Raw genomic sequence first — 14,019 nt, forward strand, 5'->3', positions numbered from 1 at the left:
TGCTTGGGCTGCGCCTAGAGTATGAAATCGGATTCGACTAACGTGGAGGTGCCTGATTCACGGGTCACCCTGATTGAGCCGGCAGAACTTGCTATGGTAATGATTGAATCGGCGTTTACATCCGTGATTGTGATTCCGCTTTCTCCAAAAACAAATGCATCATCTTCCGGCGTGGTGGGGTCTGCATCGATTTCCGAGAGATCGATTTTGTCTTCACCACCAACAAAATCGTTGATTTGATCGCCATCTGCAAAATCGTCCTCTGATTGAAACTTGAATCGAATCTCTCCTGCAATCCCTCCGTTCAATATGTCCCTACCCAAACCGCCTATCAAAGTGTCGCCGAATCCCAATGCGTTGAGCGTATCGGCGCCGGCGCCGCCGATGAGGATTTCCGTGACGTTAAGGCTGCCTGTCATTCTGTCATTGAAGTTGGTGCCTATGAAGACCTCAGCATTCGAAAAACGGTCGCCACTGGCGGCCCCCGGTGCGGTCCTCTGAAGTAGGTTGATTTCAATAAACCCGATGGCACCCCTGTAGTCGACAGTATCAATGCCGGCGCCGCCATTGACCGTTTCCGATCCATCGAAGCCGAGGAAAGTAAACCAGTCGTCGCCGTCGCCGCCGTCGATGGTATCGTCGCCATTACCATCACTAATCGAATCATTGCCGCCAAAACCATGATCGTATCGTTGCCATCGCCGCCGTCGAGCGTACCGCCCTCCTCGGCAAGTGCGGCGAAGGCAGCAAGTCCAGCTGCGCCGCCGATGCTCAAGTATCATTGCCGAAGCCGCCGAACATCGAGTCTGCCCCGCCGCCTCCATCGGCGGAAAAGCCGCTGAGGCTGGCCGAGCCGTCGAAGACATCCGCCCCTGAAGTGCCGACGAGACGAGCGTGTCGCCTTGCGCATCGCCGCCGCTGCTCACGCCGCCCAGCACCAGATGCACCGGGCTCTTGCTGGTCGAATAATCGGCCGTGTCTAGGCCATTGCCGCCATCGAGAAGATCGGCACCGGCACCACCGACGAGAATGTCGTCGCCATTCATGCCGCGCAGCGTGTCATTGCCGCCAAGGCCGGCCAGAACATTGACGCCATTTTGCCGGTGAGACTGTCGACGAAGGCCGAGCCGACGATGTTCTCGAAGTTGCTATAGGCATCGTTCTGCGCATCGCCGCCGATACCGTTGCCAGCCCCGGTGTTTGTCAGCGCGATGGTCACCCCGGCCGACGAGAGCGAATAGGCCAGCGTGTCGATGCCCTTGCCGCCTTTGAGGGCATCGTTGCCTCGATGTTGCCGGTGCTTGAAAACGCGTCATTGCCATTGGTCAGGTTGATCAAAGGGCTGTCCGTTACACCGAGCAGTTGGAGCAGACCTACCTTGAGCCAAGTTGATAGCCATTTCATCCTCCCCTTCGCACTGCCGGGGCGACCGCCATCATGGTGCCGAACAACCCCGGCACGTGTTCGCTAAAATTGCGCGCCATTGGCGAGGGCAGCAGTCATGCTGCGCCCGCGCCCGCGTCAAAAGGGCAAGGACCGATGCACCGCGAACGGCGTCAAGGGTCCGTTGCCGGTGTCAAACCAATCAAAGACGAATTGTGAAAATCGACGGGGGCATGAGTGCACTCCCCTAAGCGGGTTGCACGAACTGGTAGCCTCCCCAGGTCACCTGCCGCCCTGCAACCAACGGCTTACACTACACCCGGTGAATGAGGCGGGCGACACGTGCGGCTAGCTCAAGGCTTAATCACAATGGGTTAGATGAGTTGGGGTGGCTGTAAGCCGGACGCCTCGCAAGCGTGTCCAGTTTGAACTGTCTGTTGTTGGACATCTGAAATTGGAACACTCGGGAACGCCGTGAGATTGCCCCGCACGTTGTCCGCTGGTCATAGGTCTTTCGTTGAATTGACCTCAAGCGAGCATGTGTCCACGCTTAGATGTGGGAGTATTGGGGAGGGGGGAAGCTTATCAATCAAACAGACTACCATTCAACCACAACAGCGGCTCAGGTCGAAAAGTTCGCATTTCCGGATATTTCAATCCTTCATCGCTTTTTCGGAGCACCAATGACTGCAATCGACGATTCGAAACGTGTTCTTAAGTCATTTGATATCCAGACTCTTGACAGCAAGGGGCTTGGTCGATGGGATGAAGAATATTATCTCGCTGGGCTATATCATCCCCTAGGCGCCATGACGCCTGCCGAGATTCTCTCGCCAGCGATCGCCGCAACATTGGGTGCAGAACCCGACGGCCAGGTCGACATCTACATCCATGTCCCCTTCTGCCACGTCAACTGTTCATTCTGCCACTTCTACAAGGAAATTATACCGCGCAACACAGATAACGGCTTGGAAGCACTCTATATCGAAGGCGTTCTTGCCGAACTAGAAACGTACACCAAGCTGTTTCAACAAAAAATCCAGCCGCGAACGATCCAGTTTGGCGGCGGCACACCTTCGGCACTTTCGATTGACGGCTTGACTGCCCTGTTGGCCGGTCTCCGGGCCCGATTTGACCTGTCAATTCTGTCAGAGGTGAAGTTTGAATTTCACCCAGACATGGCCAACGATCTCGATGGCTACCGAAAGCGCTTGCGCGTGCTTCGCGACTTTGGCCTCACGACTGCGATCATCGATCTCGAAGCAACGGACGCTCAAGTATTGAAGTCCATCAGCCGTGGCAATACCTCGTGCGATGGGTTCAAAAAGCTCATCAACATCGCAGCCGAAGAAGGCATCCCTAGTATTGGCTCAGCGTACATAACCGGCTTGCCTTGCGAAACACTCGAATCCTTCGAAAAAACCTTGCGCGTTCTCACGTCGATCCGACAAATTGACGCCATCAATCTATACCCCTTGATGTTCAAGCCATCCGATGCGGTGTTTCGCCAGCGGAAGGCAGCTCAGTCAAGTGCACCCGGACGACTTGATGACGTGGTGGAGGCGCTGCTGGCGCTTGAGCTCCTTTCCTCCGATGAAAGCGGACTGGCCATGACGGCCAAGGGAAAGTTGCGCAACGCCGAGATCATGTTTTACCTCTCCGAAGTAAATGCTGTGCGCTGGAACCGCGAAGATTCAGAGTTCGATGTCGTTCGGCGGTATGAGTTTTTCCCGGATGTTTCGAGGGACAATCAGGTGCTGTTCGAAAAATACCTTGCATCGCGAGTTCCGCGAGGTGAAGCCGCGTGACGATGCATCAATGGATTACCTATTCGCTTGCGGTGTTTGTCGGAGGCTTTATCCCCGGACCGATCATGCTCCTTGCCATGACAGCAGGGGCAAGGCGTGGCGTAACGAGAGCTCTTCCAGCAGCCATGGGAAACGTCTTCGCCTCGGTCGTGCAGGTGCTACTATCGCTTGCACTCGTTAGCGCCATTGCGCAAAGCCTCGACAGGTTGCTTACCTTCATGATGGCTGCCGGTGGGTTATACCTGATCTATCTAGGTATAGGATTGTACAAGGCTAACCCGTTCCGATTCTCCTCGGACGCAACGCCTTACACAAGCAGGAGTCATTGGAAGGACTTTGCGGATGTCTTCATGATAACACTTCTCAGTCCGAAGGCTATCATGTTCTTTCTTGCGCTGTTCCCCCAGGTTGTTCCGAAAGATGAATACTCCGCATCTCTTGTAATCGCAATGACCGCCGCCTTTGCCATTATTGCCCTTCTTTGCTTTGTTATCTATGCAGTGTTCGGGACCGGCATCAAATGGCTGGCAGCCAAAGGTGGTCTTGCTGACGTCGTCAACACTGCTCTCGCAGCGGTCTTCGTGGCGATGGGTTGCTGGGCGCTCTTCAACACTGCGACGGGAGGTTAATGGCGGGGCGGGGCCACCTTCCGCATGCAAAAGGCTTCAACTGCATTTGCAGCGCTTGAAGATTTGCATGATCTGGAATCAATGCATAGAACGCCGATCCAGCGGGGTTTTCCTTATGCACAGGGCCAACATGATTTGGACCAACGTGACAGCGTCACTACTACGTTTCAGTATGGTGCTAAGTTCCGCGCGTCCGGCCAAAACCGGAATTGGGGGAGGGAATGGTAGCGAAGGAGGGATTCGAACCCCCGACACAAGGATTATGATTCCTCTGCTCTAACCTACTGAGCTACTTCGCCCCATGTGTCATCGCGATCCGTGAACGGTGCGCCTTGCAAAAGGAACCGGAAGGCCGCGCTATCTTTTCGACAGGGACGGGCGGGGTATATGTGGGGATAAACAAGCTGTCAAGCAATCTTGCGCCGCAATCGCATCTGAATGTGTGAGTCCCTCTGGCTGCGGAATTGCTGTGCGTAGTTCGACGGGCTCACCATGAGGGAAGTCTGCGCCCTGTCGGGCCTACCAAACCTGCTGCGCGTGTTTCAAGGGGGATTGACCATGGGGGAAGTCTGCGCCCCGTGGAGCGGTCAGGTCAATTGGGGTTTTGCGACCAGCCTCCTTTCTCTCATGGCGAATCCGCCCGCGGCGCAGGCTGGTGTGCCCGACACGCAAATGCTACGCATCGAAGGCTTGTCATCTTTTCACCGTCCGGATATTGGATGCCGACATGAAGAACGCTGAAAATATGGCTCCACGGATTGCAGTGCTTGGTTGCGGCTATTGGGGCAGCAATCATATCCGTACATTGAAGAGCCTCGGTGCTCTTTATGCGGTCGCCGATCAGAACAGCGATCGTGCCGCGGGATTCGCCGCAGAGCAGGGCGTTGCGCATATCGAAGTCGAAGACCTTTTCACCCATCCGGATGTCGATGCCATCGTCATGGCCCTGCCGCCGCAATTCCATGCGGAGACGGCAATCCGTGCTGTAACCAACGGCAAGGACGTGCTGGTCGAGAAGCCGATTGCCTTGACCGTGCCCGATGCGGAGCGCGCGGTTAAGGCTGCGCACGACAATGGCCGGATCTTCATGGTCGGCCATGTCCTTCGGTTTCATCCTGCCTTCGAGAAGCTGCTGGAGCTGGTCAAGTCCGGCGATCTCGGCAAGGTCCGCTATATCCATTCGCACAGGCTTGGCCTCGGCAAATTCCACACGGAAAACGATGCGCTGTGGGATCTCGCGCCGCACGATCTTTCGATGATCCTGGCAATCACCGGGACCGAACCGCTCGAGGTGCGCGGTGAGGGTGCCGCGGTGCTCGACCATTTGAGCGATTTCGCGCACCTGCACCTGAGCTTTCCCAACAATGTCCGCGGGCATCTCTTCGCCTCGCGGCTCAATCCCTATCGCGAGCGGCGCCTCGCTGTCGTGGGTACCAAGGCCATGGCCGTCTTCGACGACATGGAGACCTGGGACAGGAAACTGGCCGTCTACAAGCATTCGATCTGGCAGGACAATGGCCAGTGGGCGTCGACGACGGAAGAGCCGACCTATGTGAAGATCGCCCAGGGCATGCCGCTGACCCGGGAATTGCAGAACTTCATCGATGCCATCCGGACGCGCGTCCAGCCGAAGACCGACGGCGAAGAGGCGATCCGGGTCCTGCGCATCCTGACGGCGGGGACTGTCACGCACAATATCGCCAAGTAAATCGGCTGCCGAATCCCGGGTATCCCGGCCGGCCCCAACACTGAACCAGACATTCGGTGTGCATTGACATTGCCCTTGGAGCAAAGCGTTGGTACAAGGCCCACGCCTTGTTACAAGCAGAGGCAAACTTTGAATGACGGACCTCTGGCAGACCTTGATCTGCCCTTTTAAAGAGGAGCCGGACCGGTTGCCCGCGGCAGATCGCTGGCATGTTTAATATTGGAGCAATGATGCATTTCATCGATCTCGGCGCACAGCGTGAACGGATTAGCGGCAAACTCGATGCGGCAATTGCCAAGGTTGTGCGTGAAGGCAAGTACATCCTCGGACCGGAAGTTGCGGAATTCGAGAAGCGCCTGGCCGACTATGTGGGCGTCGAACACGTGATTGCCTGCGCCAACGGCACCGACGCCTTGCTGATGCCACTGATGGCGAAGGGCATTGGCCCCGGTGATGCTGTCTTCTGCCCGAGCTTCACCTTTGCCGCTACGGCGGAAGTGGTCGCGCTCGCGGGCGCCGAGCCCGTGTTTATCGATGTCGACCCAGACACTTACAACATCAACGTGGAACAGCTTGAGGCGGCAATCGCCGCCGTGCGCGCCGAAGGCCGGCTGCAGCCAAAGGCGATCATTCCCGTCGACCTGTTCGGTCTTGCCGCCAACTATACGTCGCTTTCGGCCGTGGCGGCGCGTGAAGGCCTGTTCGTGATCGAGGATGCCGCCCAGTCCATCGGCGGCAAGCGCGACAATGCCATGTGCGGTGCGTTCGGCGATGTGGCAGCAACCAGCTTCTATCCGGCCAAGCCGCTCGGCTGCTATGGCGACGGCGGCGCGATGTTCACCAATGATGGTGCACTCGCCGAAGTCCTGCGGTCTGTACTGTTCCACGGCAAGGGTGAAACCCAGTATGACAATGTGCGTATCGGGCTGAATTCACGCCTCGACACGATACAGGCTGCGATTCTCATCGAAAAGCTGGCCATTCTCGAAGATGAGATGGAAGCCCGCCAGGCGGTGGCGAAACGTTATGCCAGCGGATTAAGGGATGTGGTCAAGGTAGCGGTCATGCCGGAAGGGTCGCGTTCGGCCTGGGCGCAGTATGCGATCGAAACCAAGAACCGCGATGCGCTCAAGGCGCATTTGCAGGCAAACGGCATTCCGTCGGTAATCTATTACGTGAAGCCGCTGCACCTGCAGGTGGCCTATGAGCGCTACATGCGCGCACCTGGCGGATTGCCTGTCTCGGAGACCTTGCCGAAGAATATCCTGTGCCTGCCAATGCATCCCTATCTCAGCACGGCTGACCAGGACCGCATCATCGGGACTATCCGGGAGTTTCAGGAGAAGTCTGCTTGAGGTTGGTTACCCGGCAATCCCCCCTCGTGGGGGAGAAAGCGATTTCAGCATCTTAGCGCCAGCTAAGTGCTAGAAATCGTCAGGGGGGATTGGCATCTGCCTTTGCCCCCTCTCTTGGATTTTCCAAGGATTAGCAAAGACGCTAAATCCAGGAAAATTCTTATCTCTCCTACAAGGGGGAGAGATAAGGTCCCTAGGCTGCGGCGTGGCCCTGTTGCGCCAGCCGCTTGAGCATGGCTTCGGCCTGTGGAGCACGCTCCGAACGGCCAATGAAGCCACCGCCGAAGACGCGCGCTGTATTGCTGTCATCCGAATATAGCACGCAGGCCTGGCCCGGCGCGATGCCGCTTTCGCCATCGACAAGCTCGACCCAGGTCTCACCACCCTGATGATGCAGGACGGCGGGCCGCGGCGGACGGGTTGAACGAACCTTTGCGTAGACCTCGACACCGCTTCCCGGAATATGCGACAGCGAGCCGTCACCGAGCCAGTTGACGTTGCGCAGATATACCTTGCGGGTTTCCAGCGCCTCGCGCGGTCCGACGACGACACGCGCGTTCTGCGCGTCGAGATGAACGACATAGAGCGGATCGCCGGTGGCAACGCCAATGCCGCGGCGCTGGCCGATCGTATAGTGCACGATACCCTCATGGCGTCCGAGCACGCGGCCATCGATATGAACGATATCGCCGGGATTGGCAGCTTCCGGCTTCAGCTTTGAGATGATGTCGGAATATTTGCCCTGGGGCACGAAGCAGATGTCCTGGCTATCCTGCTTGTTGGCGACCGTCAGGCCAAGCTCTTCGGCAATTGCGCGCGTCTCCGCCTTTGTCATGCCACCGAGCGGGAAGCGCAGATAGTCGATCTGCTCCTGCGTGGTGGCAAAGAGGAAATAGCTCTGGTCCTTGTCGGTATCGACGGGCCGGTAAAGGGCACGATGATCGCCATTGGCATGGCTGCGAATATAATGGCCTGTCGCCAATGCATCTGCGCCGAGGTCACGAGCCGTCTGCAGAAGGTCGGCAAATTTGACGGTCTGGTTACAGGAAACGCAAGGGATGGGCGTCTCACCACTGACATAGCTGGCCGCAAAGGGATCGATTACGGCCTCGCGGAATCGTGCCTCGTAGTCGAGCACGTAGTGCGGAATGCCGAGACGTTCGGAAACACGGCGAGCGTCCTCGATATCCTGACCCGCACAGCAGGAGCCGGCCCTGTGGGTGGATGCACCGTGATCATAGAGCTGCAGCGTGACGCCAACGACGTCATAGCCCTGGCGTTTGAGGATGCCGGCAACGACAGAAGAATCCACGCCGCCCGACATGGCAACGACTATACGGGTGTCTTCCGGCTTTCCCGGTAGATCGAGATTATTCAGTGTCATAGGCGGATCCGGTTCTGGCAGCGGCATAAAGGCGCAGTGCTGTTATTGGGCCTATATAGGTTATTGCCCCGGCCTTGCCAACAGGGAGTCGCAAAGGTTGCGCTTTTCTGTGTCCGAAGGGGGAGTGGCACTTTGACGGGCGAAGCCCCGGAATTTTCCGAAGTTGGTGCAAAGTTTAATGAAAACGCCGCCAATCCATTAACCGAAGTTACCAGAGAATGACTGACGGTTTAGGCAATTATTAAAGCCCTCCCTGTAATGTCTGCTGCGATAGGTCTTGAAGTTTAGTGTAGAGAGTACAATGACCGATCTTGTTCGACCGAGAGTAAAATATGTAATCGGCCCGGATGGCAGCCCGCTGACCATCGCCGATCTTCCACCCGCAAATACGCGGCGTTGGGTTATTCGCCGCAAGGCTGAGGTGGTTGCCGCTGTACGCGGTGGTCTTCTTAGTCTTGAGGAAGCCTGCCAACGCTATACTTTGACGGTGGAGGAGTTCCTGTCCTGGCAGTCCTCGATCTCCGATCATGGGCTGGCTGGTCTTCGAACGACCCGGATACAGCAATATCGTCATTAGATGATGGTGCGCATGCAAAGAAAGGGCTGGCCGCAGGGTCAGCCCTTTCGCTTACGCGGTTGTTTCTTCCCGGACAATCAAGTGCGTCGCCACGGCCGAAAGGATTGCCGATGCGGTGAAGAACCAAAGGCCCGGTTGCGCGATGGCCGTCGCGAGCCCGCTTGTCTTTGCACCGAATATCACCAGCGCGACAAGCAGCACGTCCAGCATTGACCATTTTGACAGGACGACAACCCATCTGTGCAGAATCTGCCTGGCGGCCGGGATCTGTGCCGCCGCCAATTGCGCGACAGCGAGCTTGGTCACCGGCAGAATGATCGAAAACAGCACGACCACGATCGTGAGCAGCCAATCGCCGCCGGTCCAGAGGGAGGCGATGATGCCAAGAAGGGATGGATTGTCATCGAAGAAATACAACCTGCTGACATTCATCAACGGCATGGTCAAGCCGAGTGCCAGCGAAAATGTGGCGACGAATAGCAGGAGGGGAATGAAAAGTCGCACCGGCATGATGATGTTCACTGTGCCTTGTAAGCTGATCCAGGCTAATGCATGAAGGCACTATGCCATACGCGTCAAGGAGCAGATCGATGACCAGCGAAGTCAAAATCGAGAAAGAGGCCACGGATAAGGGTGGGCGCTATGTTGCGATCGTCTCCGGCCACGAGGCCGAGATGACCTTTTCGCGTGCGAGCCCGCATCTGATCATCGTCGATCATACGGCGGTGCCCGATGCCTTGCGCGGTCAGGGTGTTGGCCAGGCGCTGGCACTGCATGCGGTGGAGGATGCGCGGGCAGGGGGATGGAAGATCATTCCGCTGTGTCCGTTCATGCGCGCCCAGTCGCTTCGGCATGCCGAGTGGGCGGATGTGATACAGCAACGTTGAAAATGCACTTGAATCTCGACAGGTGGAACAGCGGATGCGTTTTCACGCGCCTCCGCTGCTCACCGGCCTGAGGGTCACTGTCTGCTAGCCAATCATGGCGCGCCGGTCGGTGACCGGCATTTCTTCGTCGCGAGGCTTGCCGTCGCGCTGTTCAAGCGCTTCGGCCTTGGCGAGTTCGGCTTCTGACTCGGCGAGCGCTGCTTCTGCATCGTCCTTCTGCGCCTTGAGATCGCGGATTGAGACAAACAGGTTGTCGCGGCGCTGGCGAGCGGCCTTGGCGAAAGTCGGATAGGCGAAATGGGAGGTGTCGTTGATGCCGGCCTTCTTTTCCTCCGACAGAATCTGTGCGTCGAGTTCGGCGGCCATGCGCTCAAACTCGCCCATCATCAGGTCGAGCTGGCCGAGCTGACGGCGTTTTTCCTTGACCTGAAAGAGTTTGAGCCGAACCAAACCTTCATGCGATTTCATCTGTCTTACCCCCTAAACGCCTTACATGAAGCCGGTACTCAAAATCCCGCCAAGACCCTGGCTGACGATCTTCCGGCCGCCATTTCACCCGAATCACTTCGGGAAAATGAAACAAAAACTTAAAGGCTGCCCTCTCTGGTAACCTTTCCTTTACATTCAGCATTAATCATACGCCTTAAGACTTAAAGCTCGGTAAATCCGAACCTGAAGTTTTTAGGCAGGGAATTTATCGAGTCGAATGAATCGCTTAGGGCTGGAACCTGATGTTCAATCTGATGGTTTTTGACCGGCGACTTGACCTTATGAATCAATGCTGTGCCAATGATCCTTAATTTAAGAGTCAAAGGCACTTGCAAAGCGGAATTAGATTTTGTTAACCATTCGGTGGCAATCTTAACGTTATGGAAACGGCTTGTTTCGCGACCTGACTTCGGGATTGCACGGCAACCCATTTCAGCGGCGGGAAAAGGGGAATGATATGCGGGTTCTTTTAATCGAAGACGATAGTGCAACGGCCCAGAGCATCGAATTGATGCTCAAGTCGGAAAGCTTCAATGTTTATACGACGGATCTGGGCGAAGAGGGTGTCGATCTCGGCAAGCTCTACGACTACGATATCATTCTTCTCGATCTCAACCTGCCGGACATGTCGGGTTACGAAGTCCTGAGGACCCTGCGCCTGTCGAAGGTGAAAACACCGATCCTCATCCTCTCCGGCATGGCCGGAATCGAGGACAAGGTTCGCGGTCTCGGCTTCGGCGCCGACGACTACATGACCAAGCCTTTCCACAAGGACGAACTGGTGGCCCGTATCCATGCGATCGTGCGTCGTTCGAAGGGCCATGCCCAGTCGGTCATCACAACCGGCGATCTGATTGTCAATCTCGACGCCAAGACGGTGGAAGTCAGCGGCCAGCGCGTTCACCTGACGGGCAAGGAATACCAGATGCTTGAGCTGCTCTCCCTGCGCAAGGGTACGACGCTCACCAAGGAAATGTTCCTCAACCACCTCTATGGCGGCATGGACGAACCCGAACTCAAGATCATCGATGTTTTCATCTGCAAGTTGCGCAAGAAGCTCGACTCGGCATCGGACGGCATCAACTACATCGAAACTGTCTGGGGCCGCGGCTATGTCCTGCGTGAACCCGATGCAACGGAAATGCGCGAAATCGCCTGATCGGCGCGCAGCTTTCTCTTCAAAAAGGCTCCGCAACGCGGGGCCTTTTTATTAATGCGCAATGGCATGCATCAAATCCAGACGTCGTTCCGTGCGGTGCGCTCTCCGCCTACACGACCGGTGTTGGTCACGCCGCGCGGCTCGATCAGCATCAATTTGACTTCCTTTTCGGCAACTGGCTCGTGCTCGACGCCGCGTGGAACCACAAACATTTCGCCGGCCGCCAGATGGACGCAACCATCGCGAAAATCGATCCGCAGGTTGCCTTCGATGACCAGGAAGGCTTCGTCGGTGTCAGGATGGTCATGCCAAATGAATTCGCCTTCGATTCGCGCAAGCTTGAATTGATAATCATTGAGCTCTGCGATGACCTTGGGCAGCCATCGCTCTGAAAAAAGCTCAAACTTCTCGGCAAAGTTGATCGGGATGTAGGGCGTTTGTGGTTCGTTTGTCTGCATCTGCAACTCCTCAGAATGTTTCCGGGAGGTGTAGCAGCCATCCCCAAAGCGATATTGGACGTTTGTGCAAGAGCCGGATTAAATCGGCTGTCTCTAGCCAGCCAGCGGCAGCTGCGGCAATATTTCGGCAATGGAAGCACGGTTGAACGGCTTCAGAAGATACCCCGCGGCGCCGGCCCGCTTGGCGCGCATGATCTTCGTCACGTCGATTTCGGGCAGGCAGAGATAGATCTTGCTGGTCTCGCCGCCCGGGAGGGCACGAACCTGGGCAATGATGTCGGGAGCCGGCATATCGGTCAGGGCGCTGTCGAGAATGATCACATCGGGCATTTCGACACTGCAGGCGGCGACGGTCTGATAGCCGGTATCCGCCGTGGTCACAACGGTGGTATCGCTGGCGATGAGCCGGCGCGCAACCTTCCTGACCACAGGCGATCCATCAACAATCATGCACCGTAACAAAGGTTGCTCTCCGCGTTGGCCCAATTTGTGCTGGGATCGGACACTAGCAGGCCTTGGGTGAACAAATACCCAAGGTTGATGGTAAATTTTAGTGCAACTTTTAGGAGGAGTTCACGCGGCGGTGAAGACAATCTCTTCCGGCGTGGCGTGAATCGAAATGGTCATGCCGGCCTCCTGAGCGAGGAGAAGGGTGTAATAGGGCTGTACGGCATGGGCATCGATGGGTTCTTCGGGAACCTTGCCACTGTGCAGTTCAAGGAATTTCGGCGGCACACGCAACATTGGTCCGCGTGATGTCAGAACGAAGCGAGGTTGTGTATCGGGTGTTTCGAGCACCAAAGAAAGGCTACCGCCGCGGGGCAACGCCGCATTGGCAATCAGAACGAGATTGAGGAGGAGTTTCACCTTGTTCTTCGGCAGGAGAACGCGGGGTCCTTCCCATGTCAGTTCCGCCTTCTCTCCCTTCATATATTCGTTCGCAACGTTCTGCGCATCGCCCGTGTCGATCTGGACACCGGCCGAGCCGGCAGCACCGAAGGCAATTCGCGCGAATTGCAGACGGGCGGAAGCACTCCGCGCGCTCGACTTGATGAGGTTCATGGCATCTTCGTCGGCACCACCTTCCTCGAGGAGTTCCAGCCCATTATTGATGGCGCCGACCGGCGAAATGATGTCGTGGCAAATACGGCTTGAGAGGAGCGCTCCAAGGTCCGTTGCCGAGAGAATAACGGGCAATGTCATGATGGATTCTCCTGAAAGTTCTCTGGTTGGCGCGGGGTATCGCGAATCACTACCTGGCGCGAATCACTTCGATATCCGATCCATTTGGTTACATAGCCTGATCCTGATCGGCAAGAACGTCATGCTTAAAGCGTGAAAATGCTGAAATCCTTACGTTTTTGCCGATCATTGCCAGACATTGAAATGCCAAGATCGATTCATAAACTTTTATACAAGGTTTACCGCCTTAAATAGAGCTTCAATACGAAAAGCAGGCGCAAGATCTGCAACAGGCGTCAGACAAAGAAGCGAACAGCCAAAAGGAATTATGATGGCGTCTCTACTCTTGTCTTTGAACCGTGGCTTTCTCCTCCTCATGACCATTGTGTCGCTTGTCGTCGCGCAGGCGCAGACGGCGAGCGCGCAAGAAACCTATACGATGGATGAGATCGTGAATTCCGGCCAACGGTTTTTCGGATCAACATCGGGTGGGCTCGCCACGGCCGTCGAAAAGGTGTTCCAGAATTACGGCCTGCCCAATGGTTATGTACTGGGTGAGGAGGGGTCCGGCGCATTGATCGGCGGCCTGACCTATGGCGAAGGAACGCTCTATACCAAAAATGCCGGTGACCATAAGACGTTCTGGCAGGGGCCGTCGATCGGCTGGGATTTTGGCGGGCAGGGTTCCCGTGTCATGATGCTCGTCTACAACCTGGACGATGTGCAGAACCTGTATGGCCGTTTCGTCGGTGTTGCCGGCTCCGCCTATCTCTTTGCAGGTGTCGGCTTCAATGTGCTCAAGCGCAACCAGGTCCTCCTCGTCCCGATCAGGACAGGCGTTGGCGCACGCCTCGGTGTCAATGTCGGTTATCTGAAGTTGACGCAATCGCCGACCTGGAATCCATTCTGATCCACCGATACCACGCTCGTGCTTCGATAGGACGCGGACTGTTCAGTTCGCGTCTTTGCGTTTATCTAGGCAGGAGTGGCTCCACTAGAC

16 protein-coding genes and 1 tRNA gene are annotated in these 14,019 nt (G+C 56.4%); 8 read left to right on the forward strand and 9 right to left on the reverse strand.

Features of this window, described 5'->3' with window-relative positions; all coding sequences use genetic code 11:
* Positions 1 to 14: 14 nt before the first annotated feature.
* Positions 15 to 782: a calcium-binding protein gene (locus tag K9U38_RS11205; RefSeq protein WP_224494529.1), complete on the reverse strand. Its 768-nt coding sequence runs from the start codon at positions 780 to 782 to the stop codon at positions 15 to 17.
* A 260-nt stretch (positions 783 to 1,042) separates the two neighbouring features.
* The gene (locus K9U38_RS11220) at positions 1,043 to 1,219 is read right to left on the reverse strand and encodes a hypothetical protein (RefSeq protein WP_224494420.1); all 177 of its coding nucleotides are present in this window, start codon (positions 1,217 to 1,219) and stop codon (positions 1,043 to 1,045) included.
* A gap of 847 nt (positions 1,220 to 2,066) precedes the next feature.
* Here K9U38_RS11220 and K9U38_RS11225 point away from each other — a divergent pair.
* Together K9U38_RS11225 and K9U38_RS11230 are read left to right on the forward strand one after the other, a co-directional pair.
* Positions 2,067 to 3,191 carry a radical SAM protein gene (locus K9U38_RS11225; RefSeq protein WP_224494421.1) on the forward strand — a complete coding sequence of 375 codons (1,125 nt, stop codon included), beginning with the start codon at positions 2,067 to 2,069 and terminating at the stop codon, positions 3,189 to 3,191.
* Between the two features lie 2 nt (positions 3,192 to 3,193).
* Positions 3,194 to 3,820, forward strand: coding sequence for a LysE family translocator (locus K9U38_RS11230; protein WP_224494422.1), 627 nt, complete (start codon positions 3,194 to 3,196; stop codon positions 3,818 to 3,820).
* A 222-nt stretch (positions 3,821 to 4,042) separates the two neighbouring features.
* On the opposite strand, the gene K9U38_RS11235 is transcribed toward K9U38_RS11230, so the two are convergent.
* A tRNA-Met gene (locus K9U38_RS11235) sits at positions 4,043 to 4,119 on the reverse strand.
* A 446-nt stretch (positions 4,120 to 4,565) separates the two neighbouring features.
* Between K9U38_RS11235 and K9U38_RS11240 the strand changes: the two genes are divergently transcribed.
* Both K9U38_RS11240 and K9U38_RS11245 read left to right on the forward strand, forming a co-directional pair.
* Positions 4,566 to 5,528 (forward strand): Gfo/Idh/MocA family protein, encoded by a 963-nt coding sequence (locus K9U38_RS11240; protein ID WP_224494530.1) that lies wholly within the window; start codon positions 4,566 to 4,568, stop codon positions 5,526 to 5,528.
* A 230-nt stretch (positions 5,529 to 5,758) separates the two neighbouring features.
* Positions 5,759 to 6,883, forward strand: a complete 1,125-nt coding sequence (locus tag K9U38_RS11245) for a DegT/DnrJ/EryC1/StrS family aminotransferase (protein WP_224494531.1) — start codon at positions 5,759 to 5,761, stop codon at positions 6,881 to 6,883.
* A 193-nt stretch (positions 6,884 to 7,076) separates the two neighbouring features.
* Here K9U38_RS11245 and mnmA read toward each other — a convergent pair whose 3' ends face one another.
* The gene (gene mnmA / locus K9U38_RS11250) at positions 7,077 to 8,267 is read right to left on the reverse strand and encodes a tRNA 2-thiouridine(34) synthase MnmA (protein ID WP_224494423.1); all 1,191 of its coding nucleotides are present in this window, start codon (positions 8,265 to 8,267) and stop codon (positions 7,077 to 7,079) included.
* Positions 8,268 to 8,568: 301 nt separating this feature from the next.
* Here mnmA and sciP point away from each other — a divergent pair, with 301 nt between their 5' ends.
* Positions 8,569 to 8,844, forward strand: coding sequence for a CtrA inhibitor SciP (gene sciP / locus K9U38_RS11255; RefSeq protein WP_081816000.1), 276 nt, complete (start codon positions 8,569 to 8,571; stop codon positions 8,842 to 8,844).
* Positions 8,845 to 8,895: 51 nt separating this feature from the next.
* On the opposite strand, the gene K9U38_RS11260 is transcribed toward sciP, so the two are convergent.
* Positions 8,896 to 9,354: a paraquat-inducible protein A gene (locus K9U38_RS11260; protein WP_224494424.1), complete on the reverse strand. Its 459-nt coding sequence runs from the start codon at positions 9,352 to 9,354 to the stop codon at positions 8,896 to 8,898.
* Positions 9,355 to 9,434: 80 nt separating this feature from the next.
* Between K9U38_RS11260 and K9U38_RS11265 the strand changes: the two genes are divergently transcribed.
* On the forward strand, positions 9,435 to 9,731 hold the full coding sequence (locus K9U38_RS11265) for a GNAT family N-acetyltransferase (protein ID WP_224494425.1): 297 nt from the start codon (positions 9,435 to 9,437) through the stop codon (positions 9,729 to 9,731).
* 84 nt (positions 9,732 to 9,815) lie between these two features.
* Here the strand turns inward: K9U38_RS11265 and K9U38_RS11270 are convergent, their stop codons facing one another.
* The gene (locus tag K9U38_RS11270) at positions 9,816 to 10,199 is read right to left on the reverse strand and encodes a flagellar export protein FliJ (protein WP_224494426.1); all 384 of its coding nucleotides are present in this window, start codon (positions 10,197 to 10,199) and stop codon (positions 9,816 to 9,818) included.
* Between the two features lie 478 nt (positions 10,200 to 10,677).
* On the opposite strand from K9U38_RS11270, the gene ctrA reads away from it, so the two are divergent.
* Positions 10,678 to 11,379 (forward strand): response regulator transcription factor CtrA, encoded by a 702-nt coding sequence (gene ctrA, locus K9U38_RS11275; protein WP_106714380.1) that lies wholly within the window; start codon positions 10,678 to 10,680, stop codon positions 11,377 to 11,379.
* A 71-nt stretch (positions 11,380 to 11,450) separates the two neighbouring features.
* Here ctrA and K9U38_RS11280 read toward each other — a convergent pair whose 3' ends face one another.
* The 3 genes from K9U38_RS11280 to chpT form a co-directional block, all read right to left on the reverse strand.
* Positions 11,451 to 11,837, reverse strand: a complete 387-nt coding sequence (locus K9U38_RS11280) for a cupin domain-containing protein (protein ID WP_224494427.1) — start codon at positions 11,835 to 11,837, stop codon at positions 11,451 to 11,453.
* Between the two features lie 93 nt (positions 11,838 to 11,930).
* Positions 11,931 to 12,287 (reverse strand): response regulator, encoded by a 357-nt coding sequence (locus K9U38_RS11285; protein ID WP_224494428.1) that lies wholly within the window; start codon positions 12,285 to 12,287, stop codon positions 11,931 to 11,933.
* A 123-nt stretch (positions 12,288 to 12,410) separates the two neighbouring features.
* Entirely contained in the window at positions 12,411 to 13,040 is a 630-nt protein-coding gene (chpT, locus tag K9U38_RS11290) for a histidine phosphotransferase ChpT (RefSeq protein WP_224494429.1), read from the reverse strand.
* Between the two features lie 355 nt (positions 13,041 to 13,395).
* Between chpT and K9U38_RS11295 the strand changes: the two genes are divergently transcribed.
* Complete coding sequence (locus K9U38_RS11295) at positions 13,396 to 13,929, forward strand: DUF1134 domain-containing protein (RefSeq protein WP_224494532.1); 534 nt, start codon at positions 13,396 to 13,398, stop codon at positions 13,927 to 13,929.
* Positions 13,930 to 14,019: the final 90 nt, after the last annotated feature.

Origin of the sequence: Phyllobacterium lublinensis (assembly GCF_020164435.1) — a bacterium.
Lineage (GTDB): Bacteria > Pseudomonadota > Alphaproteobacteria > Rhizobiales > Rhizobiaceae > Phyllobacterium > Phyllobacterium lublinensis.

Bases quoted from the DNA above. Each gene is read 5' to 3' on its own strand.
- K9U38_RS11280 (WP_224494427.1), bottom strand. From the start codon at position 11,837: ATGCAGACAAACGAACCACAAACGCCCTACATCCCGATCAACTTTGCC.
- K9U38_RS11240 (WP_224494530.1), top strand. From the start codon at position 4,566: ATGGCTCCACGGATTGCAGTGCTTGGTTGCGGCTATTGGGGCAGCAAT.
- K9U38_RS11265 (WP_224494425.1), top strand. From the start codon at position 9,435: ATGACCAGCGAAGTCAAAATCGAGAAAGAGGCCACGGATAAGGGTGGG.
- K9U38_RS11270 (WP_224494426.1), bottom strand. From the start codon at position 10,199: ATGAAATCGCATGAAGGTTTGGTTCGGCTCAAACTCTTTCAGGTCAAG.
- K9U38_RS11245 (WP_224494531.1), top strand. From the start codon at position 5,759: ATGCATTTCATCGATCTCGGCGCACAGCGTGAACGGATTAGCGGCAAA.
- chpT (WP_224494429.1), bottom strand. From the start codon at position 13,040: ATGACATTGCCCGTTATTCTCTCGGCAACGGACCTTGGAGCGCTCCTC.
- mnmA (WP_224494423.1), bottom strand. From the start codon at position 8,267: ATGACACTGAATAATCTCGATCTACCGGGAAAGCCGGAAGACACCCGT.
- K9U38_RS11285 (WP_224494428.1), bottom strand. From the start codon at position 12,287: ATGATTGTTGATGGATCGCCTGTGGTCAGGAAGGTTGCGCGCCGGCTC.
- sciP (WP_081816000.1), top strand. From the start codon at position 8,569: ATGACCGATCTTGTTCGACCGAGAGTAAAATATGTAATCGGCCCGGAT.
- K9U38_RS11225 (WP_224494421.1), top strand. From the start codon at position 2,067: ATGACTGCAATCGACGATTCGAAACGTGTTCTTAAGTCATTTGATATC.
- K9U38_RS11230 (WP_224494422.1), top strand. From the start codon at position 3,194: ATGCATCAATGGATTACCTATTCGCTTGCGGTGTTTGTCGGAGGCTTT.
- ctrA (WP_106714380.1), top strand. From the start codon at position 10,678: ATGCGGGTTCTTTTAATCGAAGACGATAGTGCAACGGCCCAGAGCATC.
- K9U38_RS11295 (WP_224494532.1), top strand. From the start codon at position 13,396: ATGACCATTGTGTCGCTTGTCGTCGCGCAGGCGCAGACGGCGAGCGCG.
- K9U38_RS11260 (WP_224494424.1), bottom strand. From the start codon at position 9,354: ATGCCGGTGCGACTTTTCATTCCCCTCCTGCTATTCGTCGCCACATTT.
- K9U38_RS11205 (WP_224494529.1), bottom strand. From the start codon at position 782: ATGATACTTGAGCATCGGCGGCGCAGCTGGACTTGCTGCCTTCGCCGC.